The organism is Streptomyces sp. JW3 (assembly GCF_052216785.1).
Classification (GTDB): domain Bacteria; phylum Actinomycetota; class Actinomycetes; order Streptomycetales; family Streptomycetaceae; genus Streptomyces.
On sequence record NZ_JBQOUX010000142.1, the window covers coordinates 1 to 17,592 of the forward strand.

A 17,592-nucleotide genomic window follows, 5' to 3' on the forward strand; every position below is an offset into this window, starting at 1 on the left:
GAGGGGCATAAAGCCCCTTTGGGAATTCCTGGCGGAATTCCTCGCCCCGGAATTCGCCTGGCGGCGAATTCTCTGTGGTTTATGCCGGGCCGCTGGCGCGGCCCTTGGTTTTGCGTGTGAATTTGCCTGGCGGCAAATTCTGGGTTTGTGGGGTGGAGTTTTGGTTTCTGTATTTTGCCTGGCGGCAAAATTCTTATTTTGTTGTTTTGTTGGGCCGCTGGCGCGGCCCTTTCTTTGGGTTTTGGTGTTTTGGTCGGAGCGCTGGTGCGCTCCGGTTGTTGACGGGCTGTGGGATGTGGCGTGGTGTCATGCCTGGTGGCATGACCGGGGGTTGGGGCGTCGTGGGCCTGGTGGCCCACGGGGTGTTGTGTGTGGGTGTCTGGGTGGTGTCGTGCTGTGGGTTGCTGACGCCTGACGACGCTGGGTGGGCTTGGGTTGTCGAACTCGGCCTGTTTTTCGCGGGCTTGGGGGCTGTGCGAATTGGTTGTCCCTGAGCTGCGGGATGTCATGGGTTGGAGTGATGGCTGGGGTGTCTTGCCGTTGAGGAGTCACTGAGTGAGGGGGCACCGCGCGGGTGTGGTGATGGCAGTGGTGTCTGTCTCTGTCCGGGCTGGGGACGCTGGAGGGAACGGGACGGCTACGGTGGGCCCGTGTCTGATCCTGTTTCTGCCGGTGAACGGGCCGAGCCGTCCCCGGCTGTGCGCGAGGTACGTCCGGAGCTCGTCTCGGCGCTGCAGGCTCAAGGCGGTGACGGGCAGCGGGCGTTGAGTCTGTTACTGGATGCGGCCTACGTCCTGAAAGGTCCTGATGAGTTCCGGGCGCCTTATGAGGTGGCGCAGTCGTGTCTGCGAGGTGCGCTGGAGGGTGTTCTCAGCATCGCGGGTGAGAACTTTCCTAGGCTGCGTAGCGCGACCAAGGCGGTCACCGAGGCTGCGGGGGCGGTGGCTGATGCCTGGCGGCATCAGTGCGGGGTGGGTGCCGGGGATCTTGGTGTCCTCGTGGGTGCAGTCGAGGAGCTGCGTGCTGAGCAGGCGGAGCGCGGTGGATTCCGTACTCGGCAGATCGGGCACCTGGTGGCGGAGCAGACCCGGCAGGAGATGGGGCTGGCCGAGACGGAGGCGGCTCGCAGTTGGAGTGTTTTTACAGCAGCGCTTCCGGTGTGCTGCACGGCTCCAGCAGCGGTGCCGATGAGGCGCGCCGTCAGTTCCAGGACGTCACGGCTGCTATGGAGCAGCTGTTTATGGGGCTGCCGGAGCGGGCGGAGCGGTTGCGGGAGCTGACCCGGCTGGAGGTGCCGGTGCAGCAGGACGCGGACGAGGTCGCGCGGATGACCGATCCGCGGGCGGGGGCGTACTTCTTCCGAGCTGCCGTGAGCGGGCGTTGGCTGGGGCTGCTGCCGCTTGCTCGGCTGTTGCCCGAGGTAGGCCGCTGGCCGGCGGCTCCGTATCTGCGGCGGCTGCTGGTCCAGGAGCCGGAGCGGGTGTGTGCCTGGGTGGAGGAGCGCCTGGACGCGATCCGTGGACAGGGGTTGGGTGCGCTGTCGCAGACGGTCGCCGTGGTGAGCGAGGCGGGCATGGCGGCGTGCCCGCTGCTGACGAAGATCGTGCGGGCGCAGCCGGACCGGTTCGTTCTGCTGCGGGCCACGTACTGGGCCGTGGACATTCCCGTCGCCGAGCGCACCGGGGCATGGGTCGCCGTGCTGGAGAGCATCCTGCGGGTACGGGGGTTCACGGCACAACTCATCACCGAGTGGTCCACACCCCGTCTGGACACCTCCTCTCCGCTGGGCACGGCCACAACGGCGCCCGGCGGCGGCGCCCTGCTGTCCCTGACCGCCTGGGGCATCCAGCACGCCGCACGCACCGGTGAGGGGTTGCCCGAGCAGCTCACTGCGGTACTGGAGGGGCTGCTCGGCTCCGAGCCGGACGACCAGGCCCTCGCCGTCATCGGCTTCGGCCTCAGCCAGCTCCACCACTGCGACCCCGGCTGGGTCACCGCCCACGCCGACACGCTCCTGTCCCTGGATCCGTCGTGGCGCCCCGTGCGCAGCTGGCTCACCCACGGCAGACCCGACCCTGCCGTGCTGGCCCGACTGGACCGTGCCGCCCTGTGGCAGGTCCTGTGCGCACCGCACGCCGAGGGCGCCCTCGACCGGGTCTTCCTGGCCCTCCTGGACGAGACCGAACCCCTCGGCCCTGCCAGTGAGTTCCTCGCCGGGCTCGCCGGCTGCACGGGCGGGGACGAGGCCGTCTCGGTGATGCTGTCGCGGCTCGCCACCTACACCGCCCGCACCGACAGCAGCGAGGTGGCCGAGCGAGCCTGCGTCATCTGGCGCGCCGCTCTCGATGCCGGCCTCCCGGCTGTCGCGCTGCGCGGGGCGGGGCACTTCGCCTTCGCCGACAGCGTCGACCAGGACACCTGGCTGGAACTCACCGCCGCCACCGTCGTCCAGCAGCCCGATCTGGAAGACGCCGACCACGCCGCCGAACGGGCCGCCCGCACCCCCGCATCCCCCGCCGCCCAGCTCATCGCCGCCGCCGCTCTCGACGACGGGCCCGCCGACGGCTACCACCGCACCGAGACCATCCGCCACGCAGCCGCCCTGTATGCCGACGCCCCCGCCGAGAACACCCCCGAGCACGAGGCACTGCGCGTCGCGCTGATCAACGCCGGAGCCATCGACGACGCATACAGGAGATGACCGGTACTTCTTGGGGACTTCGAACCGGCCGCCAGCACGTCTTCTCGTGTTCTTCCCGGCAGACACAGCAGCACAGCGCTGCCGGATTCGGAGAAGCGGTCGGGTGAATTCGGCTGAGGGCCTGTGGAAAGGTGCCGGACGCCTGCCATTTATCCGTTCACGTGCCTTACGTCAGGCTGCCTGAGGTCCCCTCTTCCCCTGCGAGATGGAGAATTCGACACGCATTCCCGCCGTGAGGGTTCGGTCTCCGTCCGGTTGGATCGCGCTGTGGTGCACGAAGACGTCCACGGGCGGGTCGCCGTCGACGGAGATGAAACCGTATCCCCATTCCGCGCTGAACCACTTGACTGTTCCGGTCTTGAAACGGATTTCCTGTCCGGAAGCGTTTTCAGGATTTTTCTTCGCGTACGGCGTGCCGGAGCCGACAGGGGGTGCGTGCGGGCGGTTCGGCGCTCGATCGCCTTCAGCAGGGTGTCGTCGGTGGTGCCCAGTGCATGGTCGAGCACCTCGTCCTCGTCCTGGCCGGCCTCCTGGAGGACGGCGGGGGTGCCGTGCGCAACGCCGTCGTCCCGACCGGGAAGGGGTGAGCCGGGCGCGGACGGCCGCCATCAGAGCTGTGTCCATCTCGTCGAGGAGCAGGCCCAGTTCGTCGTCAGGTGTGTGGCGGGTGTCGCTCACTGCCGCTGCCCTGGGCCGGTGATACGAGTTGCTGCTTGAGGGTGCGGCGGGCCCGCGAGAGATTCTGCAGGACCGCGGACTTCTCCAGGCCCATCGCTGCGGCGATCTCCGTAGTGGAGAACCCGTCGAGGTGCCAGGCCATCACACTGCGCTGCTTGAAGAGCAGGGCGATCAGTGTTCTGCGGACCTGGCGCTGCTGCTCGCCCGGCTCCGCCGCGTGCGGCGGGGTGTGCCGGTCGACGCTCGTGGCTGCCAGACGGTCTGTCAGATCGTCTTCGGGCTGCTCGGGAACGCCTGCCGCAAGAAAGCCCGCAGCGCGGCCGTGCGCAGCCAGGCCCGCGGGTGCTGCACCGGCCGGCGCGCACGCATCAGTTCCACGAACGCGCTGTGCACCGCGTCCTCGGCCTCCGGGAAGGTCGCCCCGTGGCGCAGCAGGAAGCGCACGTGCGGTCCACGGCCTTCCTCCCGCGCCACTGTCCCCTGTCACGCGGCCAGTTGGCGCCCCGCCGGTCCCTCTCCTGCAACGTACCCCTGGCCCAGTGCGGCCTTCCTCTTCGATGCGGGCTCTGCCCAGCAGGGCGCGGGTGGTGATACGGGCTGTGAGCACCCGGGTGATGCAGCTGGCCGCGCACGCGGCCACGGTCGCTGCGGCACTGACGAGTGTGCTGTCCACGACGCCTGGTTCCTCTCCCCTTGGGCAAGGACCGATGCCCTCGCTGTCGTAGGGAGGCTGGGGAGGCCTGTTTTTCTGACATCCAGGGGTGGGCCGCCGTCGGGGGGCGCCCTGTCCCGGGCCGGGATTCGCTGAAGGCATCGGTCATGCGGTGTGCGGGAGAACTGTAGTTTTGGGGCGGTGGCCTGCTGATAGAGGAGAAGGCGGTTCTTTTATTCACCCGCAGCGGGTTTCAATTCTTATTGAATTCCTTTCTCCGCGTTTTCTTAATTGGATTTTTTTCCTTTTGGTACTGTGACCCTGTGCGGGATCTCCTGCCGGTGGAACCTGTCGCTGTCCGCGGCGATCGGGGCGGTGCCCGGCCGGCGGGGTTCGCTGCGCGGCCGGTGTGTCGGGGTCCCGGTTTCTGCAAGTCTGAGGTGGTGGCTGACGAGGGTTTGACGTCGATGACGGTGAAGGTGCCCTGGGGGACAAGGTCCCGGCTGGAGACGGTGGTGGCGCGCCATCGTGTCCTGCGGCGGGAGTTGGGCCGTGATGCCAGGTGGAGCGTTGCGGGTCTGAGTCTGCGCGAAGCCGATGCGGTGCGTGCCCGGCGGCGTGCGGAGGTGGCGCGGCTGCGTGAGGGGGGCCGGCTGCTGGACACGGTCGACTCGTTCGCCTTGTACGGGGTGCGTCACGAGCTGGCGGTGCGCCAGTGGCTGAGGCAGTGGCCGGATGCCGGAGGCGGGGCCTGGCAGATGGGGCGGTGGCCGGGGGCCCGGGACGGCGGATATCCGGAGGCTGTGTCGTTCCGGCTTCCTGCCACGGTGGCGCGGCAGGTGTGGGCTGGGTGCTGGTCGGTCTCGGGCGGTGCGGTGGCCGCGCTGAGGGACTGGCGGGATCGGCATCCAGGGGTTGTGCTCTCCCGGGCGGGGCGGGATCGGGGCGCGCAGGAGGCGTTGGCGGAGTACGGGCGGCTGGCTGATCAGATTGTTACGGTGGGTGATGTTTTGCGGGCTGGATTGGAGTGGGGGCTCTGCCAGGAGAAGGCGGAATCTTAGTTTGAAAACTTCAAAAATGCTGCTCACCGGCATATCTATCAGTTGCTTCCATCCTGATTGGAAGTTACCTTCGCCTCAGTCGATCCATCACGGAGTGTGAAGAGTTGGAGGGTTGGGGCATGACGGTGCGGTATGAGGACTGGGGAGCGGGTGCCGTGGTTCATGGCGTCGAGGACTCAGCTGCTGACGGCTGATCTTCCCCAGGGAGCCGGTCGGGCGGGCGGGGGCCCAGGTGCGCACCTACCGCCGCGGGCGCCGCGGGACGGTGGGGCTGTACCGGGTGGACGCCAGCCGGCCGACTGCCGCGTCCGCGCGGCAGCTGGAAGCGGCGGCGGGCCGGCGCACGCGCAAGACGCATATGTGCGAGGGGTGCGGCGCCTGTTGCGACCGCCCTCTCGTCGTCCGCGACGGGCACGGGCTGTGCCCGATGTGCCGGCGGATGCAGGAAGTGTCCGCCTTCCAGAAGTCATTGGGCGAACGGCGCGGGGAACTGGCCCGGTGGGCACAGGGATTGCTGGAGGATTCCCGCCTTGCGGTGGTGTGGGTGGAGACGGTGGAGGAGGGCCGGACGACGTCGGGGCGGGCGCGCCCCCCGGTGGCGGCCCGGGTGACGGCGGTGGACGGGGAGGGCACGTGCCTGGCTGACCTTGTGGTGCGGCTCGTCGGGGTACGCGGCCGCGGGGCGCCGGAGGGGGCGTGCGCCCCGGCCGGGGGGGGGGTGGTGGTGCTGGAGAGGGCGTTGGACGGCCGGCGTGTGCTGGCCTGGACGGAGGCTCAGGTGTCGGCTCTGACGAGCCGTCTGGAGAAGCTGGGGTGCCCGTTGCGGCTGTCGCTGGTCAGCAGCCGGCCGGGGGCCGACTGGGACGGGTGGCAGACATCGGTGCGCGACCGCGTCGCGCAGTGGCGCGGCCAGCTCGACCCGGCGTCGGGGGCGCTGCTCCCGGCATGGGAGCCGGGGCGGGCCGACCGGCTGCGGCTGCTCCTTGCGCGGATGGCGCAGGGGGCTCACAGGGACGGGTGAAATTTCGGTGTTGTCGCTGCTCGTTGAGGGTTACTGATGGGTTTGCTCGGTGACTGTCAGTGGGGGCCTCTACCGTGTGGCGGGTGAGTCTGACACAGTTCGGTCCGGTGTACTCCGGGCGGGCCAGTGCGGTCCGTGCTGGCGAGGTGGTCCTGAGTCTGGTGGCGTCAGGACTGGTGGGGATGCGCGGCTGGGCGGGGGTGCGCCGGCTTCAGCACCCCTATGACAGGAGTCTGCAGCTGGGGCTGGACCGGCTGGCCGCCCTGTGCGTGCGGGCGGGCAGCAGCCCTCCCGTGGGCGTGGCTGATCTGGTGGGCGTGTGGTGCGCCGAACGGCCGTTGGACTCCTGGCCCTTGGAGTTCGATCCCGATGCGCAGGTGGGCGGGGAGCGGCTCCTGATCGGCGGGGAGCCGAGCGAGTTCTGCCTGGAGTGGGCGGTCGCGGCCCGGGATGTGGTGTCCGAGGTGCACGAGAGTGCGCTGGTCAAGCATGTCAAGGACACGGCGGCCCTGCTGGGGCGGCCTGAGTTGTACGCGCGGTGGCGTCTGTTCGTCACCGAGCATGCGGTGCTGGGGCCCGCCGAGTTCGTGGCGGCGAAGAACGCGGTGCTTGACGTGCCGCAGTGGGCGACTTGGTTGGAGGAGTCCTACGGGCCGGTGACGGCGGAGGCGGCCGGCGGGCGGGTGGCCGTGTGCGGCGGGTGCGGGCAGTGGATCGCCCCGCGGGCGGACGGCCGGGTGCGGTGCCGGGTGTGGCGGTGCGCGCACCGGCACGACCTCCCGGAGCCGGCCCTGGTGGAGGCGCAGGGAGCCCGGCGGCTGGAGCCGGAGCTGGTGCGGTTCGTGGCGCTGCCGGGCCGGCCGGAGCTGGATCTCGCGCGGCGGCTGGCGGAGCGGGGGGCACGGGTGGTGCTGTATCCGAAGCTGGACGCGCTGGACCTGGTGGCCGTATGGCCCGGCGGCTACAGCATCGGGGTGGACGTGAAGGACTGGCACAGTCCCTATCTGCTGGCCCGCCGGATCAAGACGTTCCCGAACTGGGGTGCCGGTGACCCCCATGCGTATCGCAAGGGGTATCTGGTCGTTCCGCGCGACCGGCTGCGAGCCAACCGCAGCTACATGAGGATCCTCGCGCAGCGCAGCGAGGCGCTGAAGGCGCAGCCCCACATCGAGGTGGTCTGCGACGACGATCTGGTGGAGTCCTGCCCCGATCTGGGTACGGCTGGGGAGGTCGTCTGTGGCCCGTGATCGCAGTGGCTGGTACAAGAAGCTGGGGCACAAGCTGCGGCGGGCGGCCAAGAGCAACGGCCTGGGCCGCGTGGACGTGCGGCTGGTGGCGTCGGTGGAACTCGGGCTGTTCGCGCTGGAGTCGTGGGCCGATCAGGCGGCGGCCTCGGATGCCTGGGCGCTGATGGGCGGCTACGACTTCCGTACGCGTCGGCAGCGGGCGGTGCCGGCGTCGTCGTCGCTGCGGTGGCTGGTGGGCGAGCTGAAGAGCCCGAGCGAGTGGGGCAAGGCCCTCCAGGCGTATCAGGCGCTGCCGGAGCTGCTGCGGATGTTCGACGTGAAGGACCCGTCGCGGCCTCCCGAGCGGCGTCAGTCGTTGTCGGTGGCGTCCGACCGGGAGCAGGTGTATGCGCAGGCGTTGGCGGCGCTGCCGGCCCACCGTGAGCAGCGGGTGCGGCTGGCCGAGGAGGGGGTGCGCTACCGCATGGGGCGCGGGGACGCCGGTGTGGTGGTCCCGGAGGGGATGAGTCCCTCCCCCGCGCGGCGGCATCGTGCGGGGCGGCGGCGCAAGCAGGTGACCTTGCGCTGGCCGGCGCTGACGGCGACCGCCGACCTGATGGACGCGGTGGACGCGCAGCTGGGGCTGCGCAGCAACTGGCGCGGGCGGATCGACGACCTGTATCTGCTGGTGCGTCAGAGCGACGGCCGGCTGCGGAAGTCGAAGAAGCTGGTGCTGGCGGATGTGATGCACGTGGTGGGCATGCCGGCCGTCGGCAAGACCACGCTGATCACAGTCGCGGCGGTGTGGGCGTGTGCCGAGCCGCACCGCCGGCACACGCTGACGGTGGTCCTCGGGGACGTCGTGTCCGTCCTCGACATGGTCACCGCGCTGTGCCGGTACGGGGTGAGAGCTGCGCCGATCCTGGGAGCGGCCAACCGCGGCCGGCACCTGCAGCAGGTCCACCGCCCGGTGGACGCACACGCCCGGGGCCTGGCCCTGCTGGAGGACCCCCGGCTGCGGTGGATCTCCACCGAATGTGTCCTGCAGGGCCTGGCCGAGCTGACCGAACCGCTGGCACTGAAGGACGCCCCCTGTTCGCACCGGCTGCGGCCGTGGAGCGGAGAGGGGCCGGACCAGCAGCAGCGGGAGGCGGCCGTGGGCTGTTCGCTGCTGCCGGTGTGCGGACGGCACGAGGCGGCGCGGGAGCTGGTGGACGCCGCCGTGTGGGTGGCCACGCCGGCCAGCCTGCTGCACTGCCGGGTGCCCGAGCAGCTGTCGCAGCACGACCTGCGGTACCTGGAGCTGGCCTGGCAGCGCAGCGACGCGTTCGTCGTGGACGAGGCCGACCGGGTGCAGATCCAGTGGGACCAGGCGTTCAGCCCCTCGCAGTCGCTGGCCGGGCCGGGCGAGGACGCCTGGCTGGACGAGGTGCGGCCGCTGTTCGAGCGGCACATGCGCCATACCCGCGGCCAGCACCTGTTCAGCGAACCGGTGCGGGACTGGTCTCTCGACATCAGCACGGCCGGACTGCTGGTGACCCACCTGCGCAATCTGCTCGCCGAGCACAGCCACGTGCGGGAATGGCTTGGCCAGGGATACTTCAACGAGTGGCGGCTGGCGGTGGGACTGGCCGGTGAGATCGCCCGCCGCCCGCGGCCGGCGCGGGAGAGCGGCGCCCTGCGGCGGGGGCAGCCTGCGCTGTGGGACTCGGACGAGGAGTGCCGTGCGCGGTGGCTGGCCGTGTTCGCCCAGTGGCTCGACGACCCGGCCGGCCGCTACGCGGGGGCGGATGCGTCCGTCGCGTTCCTGCGTGATCTGAGCGCACGCGGCTACCAGCCGCCCGGCCTGGTCACCCAGGACCTCGTGGAGTGGCTGCGCGGTCAGGACGACGTCGTCCTCACCGGGGACCAGGCGCTGGAACGGCTGGCCGTGCGGTTCCAGGTCACCATGGTCGTCGCGCTGCTGGCCGGGAAGCTCGCCCTGCTGACCCGCGCCTGCTGGGAAGTGGAGATGGAGACCGGCCTGGAGGCCATGGGCTCCAGCCTCGTGCACCGTCCGCCCGCGGAGTACCTGCCGCTGGTGCCGGAGTCCCCCATGGGCAATCTGCTGGGTTTCCAGTACCGGGAACACGAGGGGGAGCTGGAACAGATCGGTACCCTGTCGTTCTTCCGCTGCTCGGGCATCGGCCGCTGGCTCCTGCTCAACCTCCCGCACCTGTATGAGGAGTCGGCCGGCGAGGAGGATGCGGGGCCGGCGTGCCTGCTGCTGTCGGCCACCAGCTGGGCCGGAAACTCTCCGCGTTACGACGTGCAGGTCCCCGTCGCGGGCATCCTGGCCTCCCGCACCGGCGACCAGGTGCCCCTGCACCAGCGGATCATGCTCACGTACCTGCCGGTCAGGATGCAGTCCTCCAGCGGGGCCGCGTACGCGGTGACCGTCTCGGGCAAGCAGGGCCAGGACCGTCTGGAGGCACTACGGGAACTGCTGGCGGGGCTGTGCCGGCAGCAGCCGGGCCTGCGCGGGCCGCGCAAGAGCCGCCTGGAGGAGATCCGCGACGAGCTGCCCGAGGGGCGCCGACGGGTCCTGCTGCTGGTGGGCAGCTACCGGGAGGCCGAGGAAGTGCTGCGGCACCTGATCAGGATGCGGCCCGAATGGGCGGATCAGATTCTGCAGATGGTGCCCGACGACGACTCCGGCAGCCATCACTGGAGCGGGCGGACCATCGCCCGCGGCAACGTGCACGCCATGGCCAAACAGCAGGACGCGTGGATCCTCATCGCGCCCCAGCTGGCCATCGAGCGCGGCCACAACATCCTCAACGACGACCACGTCGCCGCGCTGGGGGCCGCGTTCTACCTGGTCCGTCCGCACCTGCACCCCGAAGACCTCAGTTACCACGTGCAGACGATGAACCGGTGGGCGGTGGAGGAGATCCGCCGCACCGTTCCCTCGGCCGGCCCCGACACGGCGCTGGGCGAACGGGCGAGGATGTTCCGCGAACTGGCCCGCCGCACCTGGCTCGACCTGCTGGAGGGCACCCTGCAGTACCGGGCGACCGGCGCCCACTCGGCGCAGCGGCGTGCCATGGACTGGACGAACATCGTCCCGCTGGACCAGATCATCGGCCGGATGCTGCGCGGCGGGGCAACAGCCCGCGTGTACTTCTGCGACGCCGCCTTCGACCCCAAACACGACGACAGCATGCTGGTCGGCATGCTCGACGCCCTCGACGAAGCCCTCGACGGCCCGGACGAGGCGATCGCCTCACCGCTGTACCGGCCCCTTCGGCAGTCCCTGCACACCCTCGTGGAGCAGCACCGTGCGCTATGACTTTCTGCAGCCCCTCTCTCTCGTCCTTGAGTCTTTCGCCGACCACCGCCTGGCGCGGTACTGGACGTGCGAGTTTCCCGCGACGTGGGCGCAGCCCCTGCGGGAAAAGGTCTTTCGGCCCGCCACCGCGGAGGACGAGAGCGAGGAGGAGAAGCGGGGCATTCCCCTGTGGGCGGTCAACGGCGCGATCGCCGCGCTGATGCCGCAGGTCCTGACCCACGACGCCCGCGCGCGGCGGGGCGAGATGTGGCTGGCCTGGGCGGCGGACGCGGACGAGAAGGCACCGGACCGCGCCCTGCTGGTGGAGTTCGTCAAGGGCGGGCTGATGGCGGCCGCGACGCACCGCAACCAGTTGGCGCAGCGCCGTGGGCGCCCCCCGGTCATCGACCTCACCGCCTTGGCCGCCGTCCTGGAGACCTTCCGCGGCGAAGACCTGACGTTCACGCGCAAGACCCTCAACCTGGGACCGGGCGCCGATCCGGAGAGCTCCGACTACACCCTGGTCCCGCACGCGCTGGCCACGCACCTGTGCCTGACGGACTGGCACGTCGTCCACGGCGAGCCGGCATCGGGCCCTACGGCAGAGGAGAACGAGGAGGGCCCCGAGGACGAGGACGGGATGGCTGCCGGGAAGAGCGAGGAGGAAGACGCGGAGGCAGTGACGGCCCAGGCAGTGCACACGACCCGGTGGCGGCGTACGGCGGCCCGGGACGGGGCGGAGTTGGTGTCCTGGCCGCCGTATGTGTACGAGAGCAAGGGAGGGGTGCGTTATCCCTGGTCCTACACGCTGCGGCTGTCGGTGCAGACCAGGGGCCTGGAAGCGACGGTGCAGCCGCGGCTGCACGTGCGGGTCGGGATGCGCCGCTGGGCCCGGTACAACGTGTTCGATGCGAAACGGAACATCGGCGTACACCTGTTCTCCCCCTCTCCCTGGGCAGATGCCAGCAGCCCGTTCGGGCTCGCTTCCATGGCCTGGCATCGCGGGCCGGCCGGCAAGAAGCAGGGCTTCATGGGATGGGCGGATGATCTGGTGCCCACGCTGGAGCGTCTGGGCTCGTTCGGCTTCCTGCCCGATCCCGCCGAGCTGGCGGGCGACCCGCTGGCTTTCCTGGAGCCCGGGACGGACGGTGAAGGACACCCCCGGGAACCCATCGCGGGTGTCCCCTACCGGCCCGGACTGGGCAAGAACACCGGACACGCCGTCGGTGACGGCGTCTCCGCCAAGGACAAGTGGCGCATCTTCAGCCAGCTGGTGCCCGCTCTGAAGGGCTTCGCGGCGCTGGACGAGCCCCATGTACGCGTGCCGGTCCCCACCCGCGTACGCCCGACCGCGGAAGAGCTGCTGCGGATCGACCGCGGTGCGCTCGCCACGGCCGCCGGGCCCCGGATCGAGATCGTCCTGTGGTGCGACACCACCACGATGCGCGACGAGGCGCTGAACGCCGTCGCGCTCGCGCTGGACCTGCCGCTGGACGCGGCGGACCAGCCCGAGCAGGTGCAGGCGTGGCGGAAGACCTTCACCCTGCCCGAACTCGAGGTGCTGCTGCGCGTGGAGCCGGTGGGCGCGATCGCCGACGATCTCGACCTGGACGAGAAGATCAGACGGCGCAGCGACCGGCTCAAGGACGCCGGCATCAGCCGCCAGGTACAGGTGCGCAAGCATCTCGGTCAGCCCGAACCCGGGGTGACGTCCCGCTTCGTGCTGGTGGAGATGCGTGGCGCCGACGGATTCACCTCCCTCGACCATGACCCGAAGATGACCGTGCGGGCCGGAGCGGCCACCTGCGAGGCGGTCACCCAGAACCTACTGCCGCCTGCCGCGACCGCGCCGGACGGCGACGCCGAAGACGAAGAAGGCGCTGAGGAAGAGAGCGCGAAGAGCCAGCGCGAGCGCACCCGCAGGGCGGTCTGTGACCTGCTGATCCGGCAGAGCGGCCTGATCAGGCCTCCAGCCCGACAGGGCACCACGGAACATCCGCTGACCGACGTGGCGTGCCTGGGTCTGTGGGTGGTACGCCGCACCGGTGATTTCAGGACCGTCATGCCGCTGGCCGTGGCGAGCGTGCCCGACCGTCCGAATGTCCTGGTGCGTCTGCCCCATTCCGGCTGGCTCACCTACCATCAGGCCTCCGTCCAGCTGGCCGGGTGGAACCGTCCGCGCACGTTCGACAAGCCGGAGATCCAGGACTTCTTCGCCGACTGCGTGGCCGATTCCTGTGACGGCGGGGATCTCGCCCTGTTCACCCTGGCCCAGAACCTCCGTGCGGAATGCCCGGCGCTGACCAACCCGAAACTGGTGGCCGACCGGCTCGCGTTCCACGCCGACCGGCCTCTCGACGCCGACCGGTACAAGGGGCTGCGGCACATCCGGCTGCGCACCAACGTCCGTGACGAGAGCGCACAGCACTTCGCCTACGGCAAGACCGGTCCGCAAGGCCGGGTGGGAGTGGGCGGCGGACTGTGGGCCAGCACCGACAACGACCGGCTGTTCTTCGCCACCGCCGACAAACCCAAGACCGCAGGGCCCGGCAGCCCGGGCGGTTCCCGGCTGGAGCCACATCAGGGCAAGAACCGTGCCAAGGAAACCGTGTGGAAGGTCGACGTGTGCAAGGACGTGTGGAATCCGCAGCTGCTGGAACTGCTCGTGGCGGTCAAACAGAATGACGACTCGGCTGCGGCCTGGGCGGCTCTGGCTCATCAGCGCCGCTCCGCGGCCGCGCACTTCGCCGACCCGGTGACCCTGCCCATCGAACTGCATCTGGCCTACAAACTCGGCAGCGCGCTGCTGCCCTCCCACCAGCTCGAAACGATCGAGCAGCCGGAATCCTCATGACACCGCCGCCCACGCCGCACGGCGAGCAGCCAGGCAGCGCGGGCGGAAACCCGGAGGGGTTGAACGCGCGTCAGCAGGCCTACCTGGACGTGCTGTTCACGATCGACCAGGACAACGAAAGCGCGCAGGCCCGCCGCTGGCATGCCGCCCGGGAGCGGCAGCCGGCCGAGCAGTGGCGGTGGATCACCTACGGTGTCGACCATCCGGCTGCCGAGGCCACGCAGGTTCAGCAGCAGTTGGGCCAGCGTCATGTGCTCGATGCGGGCGCCGGTGCCACACTGGCCGCCCTGCAGCGGCGGGGGCTGATTGAGCTGCGACGGGTGGCGCAGGACAGTGTGGCCGGTCCGGTGTGGCATATCCAGGTCCGCCTCACCCGCGCCGGGCGGGCCGCCGGGCGGGCCCTGCAACCGGCGTCCGCCGAGCAGATGCCGGACCCGTCGCTGCTGCCCGAGTGGCTGCACGCAGCACTCGATGCTGTCGCCGCCGCCCCTCGGCAGACCCTCGCCAAGGTTGAGATCGGGCGAGTGGCGGCACGTCGGCTCGGCCCTGGCGGGCACGGCTACATCGAAGACGCCAGCGCCTGGCAGTACCGCCTCACCGAAGCCGGCCGGGCGTACCTCGGCGCATACTCCGGTAGCGCACAGGACAAGAGCGACTGACACCCTCGGCGCGCAGCTGGGCCGTCGCCAGCAGGTGGCGAAGGCGATGACTGTCTCTGAGCACGGTCAGATCCATCACAGCCTCCGGTTGTCCGCTTGGGATCCTGGTCGGTCTTGGACCGGTTGAAGGCGCGAAGACCGCGATCAGAGCACGCGGGCCGTCAAGATCGTTAGCGTATACCTCGCCTTCCTTCGCCGTATAGGCCGACGCTCCGCCGTTCCACGCCTCGGCGAGCGGGAGCCAGAGGGGCGAGCCGAAGGCTTCGGCCGACAGGATTCCCGTCGTCTGATCGTCCGCCCCAATGTCCAGCTCGGCGGCCCGATCGTCTTGGGCAGGTCCTCGTTCGTAATCAGTGAGTACGTGTGTCGCTCTCGTCGGTGGCGTCGCGTAGATGCCGATGGGGCGTCTCCAGCGGATGACAGCCGGGACGGCGTTGAGCGCGTTGAGACCCGCGGTCTGGAGTTGCGTGCGTAGGCGTCGCGTTCGGGCGCCGGCTGCTCGCCACGGAGCCGTAAAGCTCGCGAAGCCGGACAGCGATGGCTCTCGTTGCGGCCTGGTTGGCTTCGAAGAATCGCGACGGAAGCCAGCCTGTCCCACCGCAATCAATCCCCACCCGACATCAAATGAGCACTCAATGAGTGCTAATCTGGACGTCTGTCGGGCACGCGAAGGGGCAAGCATGGCCAAGAAATCGGCGAACAACGCGGTGAAGCAGCGCCGTGCCGAGCTAAACCTCACACAGCAGGAGGCGGCTCGGCGCGCTGACGTATCTCTGGCGACCTGGCGGCGCTTCGAGAACAACGCAGACAGCGCCGGCGCAGTGGACGGGTTCCGAGCCGACAACCTGCAAGGATTCGCCCGAGCACTGAAGCTCAGCGTCACAGCACTGAGGCAACTGATTGATGCCGAGGCCACTCCAGACGCTGAAGAGCGCGTCGCGACCGACCACTCGGCCAACGATGTCGTGCAGTTGTTCAACAGGTCTTTCACAGGTGAGCCGCTCACCCCGGCAGACGCCATGGCGCTGGCCAACACCGTCGACCTCTCCGATTTCGCCCCCACCCGGGACGGCAAACTGCACCTGGACACCTCATTCGCCTACGAGTTCGCCGCCTACCTGAAAGGCGAGGCGACGATCCGGGACGTCGGCCTGCTGCGCGACCTGCCCGAACTGGCTCTCACCCAGGTCAACAACCACTGGCTGGTGCGCATGGGTGAGCGCATCATGCGGATCGGCAGCGAACTGGGAAAGGGACGTGTCCCGCGTCCTCAGTGCCTGGCCGACGAGTACGCCCTGTGGATCGTCATCCAGAACACCGACCCGCCTCAGATCAGCGACGTCCACGATATGTTCCCCGGACTCCGGGATGCGGATGACGTGTTCGGCTACGATCCCGACGTCGATGAGCCCGAGGACGACCGCGCGATCCGGGAGGACTGGATGAACCGCATGGTGGGCGGCCTCCTCCCGCCGGACGAGAGTCACAGCCACCGGCGGTATGACCTGACCCTCATGGAGGCATACGGACAAGGCGTCTACGACCCCGGCGACCCCCGTCACCCGCTTCGCTGGTTCGACCGGGACGACCTGCGTGAACGGTGCGCATCGGAGCTGGCCTTCGTCAGACTACCGAAAGAGGAACAGGAGGCCCGGACCGACGAAGCGTTCAACCGCATGTCGGAAATGCTGCGTCCGGGAACAGCCGGCAACTCCGACTGACCACAGCGGTTCGCCCATGCCACGCATGCAGGACGAGGCCCGAGAGTAGCACCCGGATGACGGCTGGCATGTCCACCCGAGGGGGCGGTGACGTGAGGCGCGGAGTCGGCGGAGCAGCCGGTCTCCGCACCACCGGCCGGCATACGCCGATCACGCCACCGGTTCCCGAAACCTGTTGGCGTCAGCGGCGTTTCGCGCGCGCGGAATCGACTCGTGCGAAATCCTCAGGCCCTTCGTCCATGAGCAGTCCCCCGGGATCCACCAGCGGCGCCACCACCAGGTGAAGGTCGTCTCCAGCGGGCTCATCCTCGCCGTCGTGCCACCGCGCAACCACACGCCCCGCACCCGCTATCAGATCAGCGAGCTGGAGGGAGGGGTGGTCCACCGAACGGCCGCGTACCAGATCTTGGAGGTGGTTTCCCTTGACGAGTCCGTGGACCAGCCCCACGGCCGTGGCCCCGCGCTCCAGCACCTCGAGCTTGTCATCGGTCAGCAGCCGCTGATCGTCCGCGAGCACCTGGAGCTTGCCGCCGTAGCGTATCGCCGCGTGGAGAATGACCGTGGGCACCGCAGTGACGAGGGGGTCCATCGCGTCATCCAGAAGACCGTGCTCTCCGGTCGGCGTGGCCTCGGCCGGACGCTCACGGGCGAACTCCTCCGCCTCTGGGCGGGTCTTGCGTAACATGTCCAGGACTTCTGCTGCTTTCTTCGCCTGGGGCGCCTTGCGGCGGCGGGCGTAGGCGTAGGATTCCCGGATGACGGCGTAGAAGTCGTCGACCGTGACCTGGTCGCCCGTGCGGTTCTTCTTGGAGAAGAAGCCCACGGCGGTGGCGATGAGCCGGGCGAAGCCGTCGCGGCCCAGGGCCCGGGGGCCTTCGGCGGCCAGGTCCAGGGCCAGCTGCCGGCCGACGCCGTTGCTGTCGATGTCGTAGCCCAGGGCGTTGAACCGCTCCTCCAGCAGGAGGGAGACGAGCTTGGCCGCCACGAAGTAGTGCTTGTCGATCGCGTACACCGAAGCACGATCGTGCAAGGGCCCGCCCGGCCCCAGCAGTTCGCCCAGGAGTCGGCGGCGCCGGCTGGCTCCCCCGCCGGTGAACATCTTCTGGAACTTCACCTCCGTCGCGGACTGCTGGATCCCCGCATCACGTCGCAGCGTGTCCACGATCGCGGCGGCTTCGACGTCGTCGATGGCCACCGAGCCCAGGATCATGTAGCGGTCGTGGCCGTGGAGTTGGTCGCCGTGGTAGCCGGACTCGTCGATTGCGATCCATCTGCCGGTGCCGGCACGGTCGTCAGTGGGTGCCTGGCGGTTGCGGCGGCTGAAGTTCGCTCCGAGCAGTCCTGTGCCGGCATTCGGGGCGTGGTCACGTTCGATCATGCCGCTCATACTCGGGTACGGATTCTTGTGGACAAGCCACGGTGGATACCGCGTCCCGGCGCCAATGCCCCGGCCTGCGCTGTGGGCACTGTGAGGGGCCGACAGCAACCAGGTGGCGAGCAACCGGTGAGAACGGTGGTGATTCAGCAGAGCCCACAGACACTGTGAGGCGTTTCAGGGCGGTCGGCGGGCGGGGAACCCTGTGGTGGATGGGACGTGTGGTCAACTGCAGCCTCGTCCCGGTGTGTCGCAACTGGGCTTGATTCGCTTTGACGGACATTCGAGATCAGGGGTTCTGCCCCGGGAGGATGTCCATCATGGAGAGCATGGG

12 protein-coding genes are annotated in these 17,592 nt (G+C 69.4%); 8 read left to right on the forward strand and 4 right to left on the reverse strand.

All coding sequences use genetic code 11. The features are described from left to right. Together ACTT8P_RS34825 and ACTT8P_RS34830 are read left to right on the forward strand one after the other, a co-directional pair. The coding region (locus ACTT8P_RS34825) for a hypothetical protein (RefSeq protein WP_442835799.1) at positions 1–415 on the forward strand (415 nt) is incomplete at its 5' end. An 810-nt stretch (positions 416–1,225) separates the two neighbouring features. Continuing rightward, on the forward strand, positions 1,226–2,701 hold the full coding sequence (locus tag ACTT8P_RS34830; protein WP_442835800.1) for a hypothetical protein: 1,476 nt from the start codon (positions 1,226–1,228) through the stop codon (positions 2,699–2,701). Between the two features lie 171 nt (positions 2,702–2,872). Here ACTT8P_RS34830 and ACTT8P_RS34835 read toward each other — a convergent pair whose 3' ends face one another. The 3 genes from ACTT8P_RS34835 to ACTT8P_RS34845 all read right to left on the reverse strand — a co-directional run bounded on the left by ACTT8P_RS34835 (position 2,873) and on the right by ACTT8P_RS34845 (position 3,823). After that, a complete protein-coding gene (locus ACTT8P_RS34835) occupies positions 2,873–3,070 on the reverse strand; it encodes a cold shock domain-containing protein (RefSeq protein ID WP_442835809.1) in 198 nt (65 codons plus the stop codon). A gap of 283 nt (positions 3,071–3,353) precedes the next feature. Next, complete coding sequence (locus ACTT8P_RS34840) at positions 3,354–3,713, reverse strand: RNA polymerase sigma factor (protein ID WP_442835810.1); 360 nt, start codon at positions 3,711–3,713, stop codon at positions 3,354–3,356. Then, on the reverse strand, positions 3,644–3,823 hold the full coding sequence (locus ACTT8P_RS34845; protein WP_442835801.1) for a sigma factor: 180 nt from the start codon (positions 3,821–3,823) through the stop codon (positions 3,644–3,646). Before ACTT8P_RS34845 ends, ACTT8P_RS34840 begins: the two co-directional genes overlap by 70 nt. Positions 3,824–5,531: 1,708 nt before the next feature. Here ACTT8P_RS34845 and ACTT8P_RS34850 point away from each other — a divergent pair. The 6 genes from ACTT8P_RS34850 (at position 5,532) to ACTT8P_RS34875 (ending at position 15,883) form a co-directional block, all read left to right on the forward strand. Continuing rightward, positions 5,532–6,113 carry a hypothetical protein gene (locus ACTT8P_RS34850; protein ID WP_442835802.1) on the forward strand — a complete coding sequence of 194 codons (582 nt, stop codon included), beginning with the start codon at positions 5,532–5,534 and terminating at the stop codon, positions 6,111–6,113. Between the two features lie 83 nt (positions 6,114–6,196). Then, positions 6,197–7,360, forward strand: coding sequence for a restriction endonuclease-related protein (locus ACTT8P_RS34855; protein WP_442835803.1), 1,164 nt, complete (start codon positions 6,197–6,199; stop codon positions 7,358–7,360). After that, the gene (locus ACTT8P_RS34860; RefSeq protein WP_442835804.1) at positions 7,350–10,670 is read left to right on the forward strand and encodes a hypothetical protein; all 3,321 of its coding nucleotides are present in this window, start codon (positions 7,350–7,352) and stop codon (positions 10,668–10,670) included. Before ACTT8P_RS34855 ends, ACTT8P_RS34860 begins: the two co-directional genes overlap by 11 nt. Positions 10,671–10,995: 325 nt before the next feature. Continuing rightward, positions 10,996–13,503, forward strand: a complete 2,508-nt coding sequence (locus ACTT8P_RS34865) for an RNaseH domain-containing protein (protein ID WP_442835805.1) — start codon at positions 10,996–10,998, stop codon at positions 13,501–13,503. Then, positions 13,500–14,162: a hypothetical protein gene (locus ACTT8P_RS34870; protein WP_442835806.1), complete on the forward strand. Its 663-nt coding sequence runs from the start codon at positions 13,500–13,502 to the stop codon at positions 14,160–14,162. The genes ACTT8P_RS34865 and ACTT8P_RS34870 overlap by 4 nt, the downstream gene beginning before the upstream one ends. Before the next feature lie 680 nt (positions 14,163–14,842). Next, positions 14,843–15,883, forward strand: a complete 1,041-nt coding sequence (locus ACTT8P_RS34875) for a helix-turn-helix domain-containing protein (RefSeq protein WP_442835807.1) — start codon at positions 14,843–14,845, stop codon at positions 15,881–15,883. Positions 15,884–16,064: 181 nt separating this feature from the next. Here ACTT8P_RS34875 and ACTT8P_RS34880 read toward each other — a convergent pair whose 3' ends face one another. Next, entirely contained in the window at positions 16,065–17,261 is a 1,197-nt protein-coding gene (locus ACTT8P_RS34880; RefSeq protein ID WP_442835808.1) for a DUF3800 domain-containing protein, read from the reverse strand. Positions 17,262–17,592 lie beyond the last annotated feature (331 nt).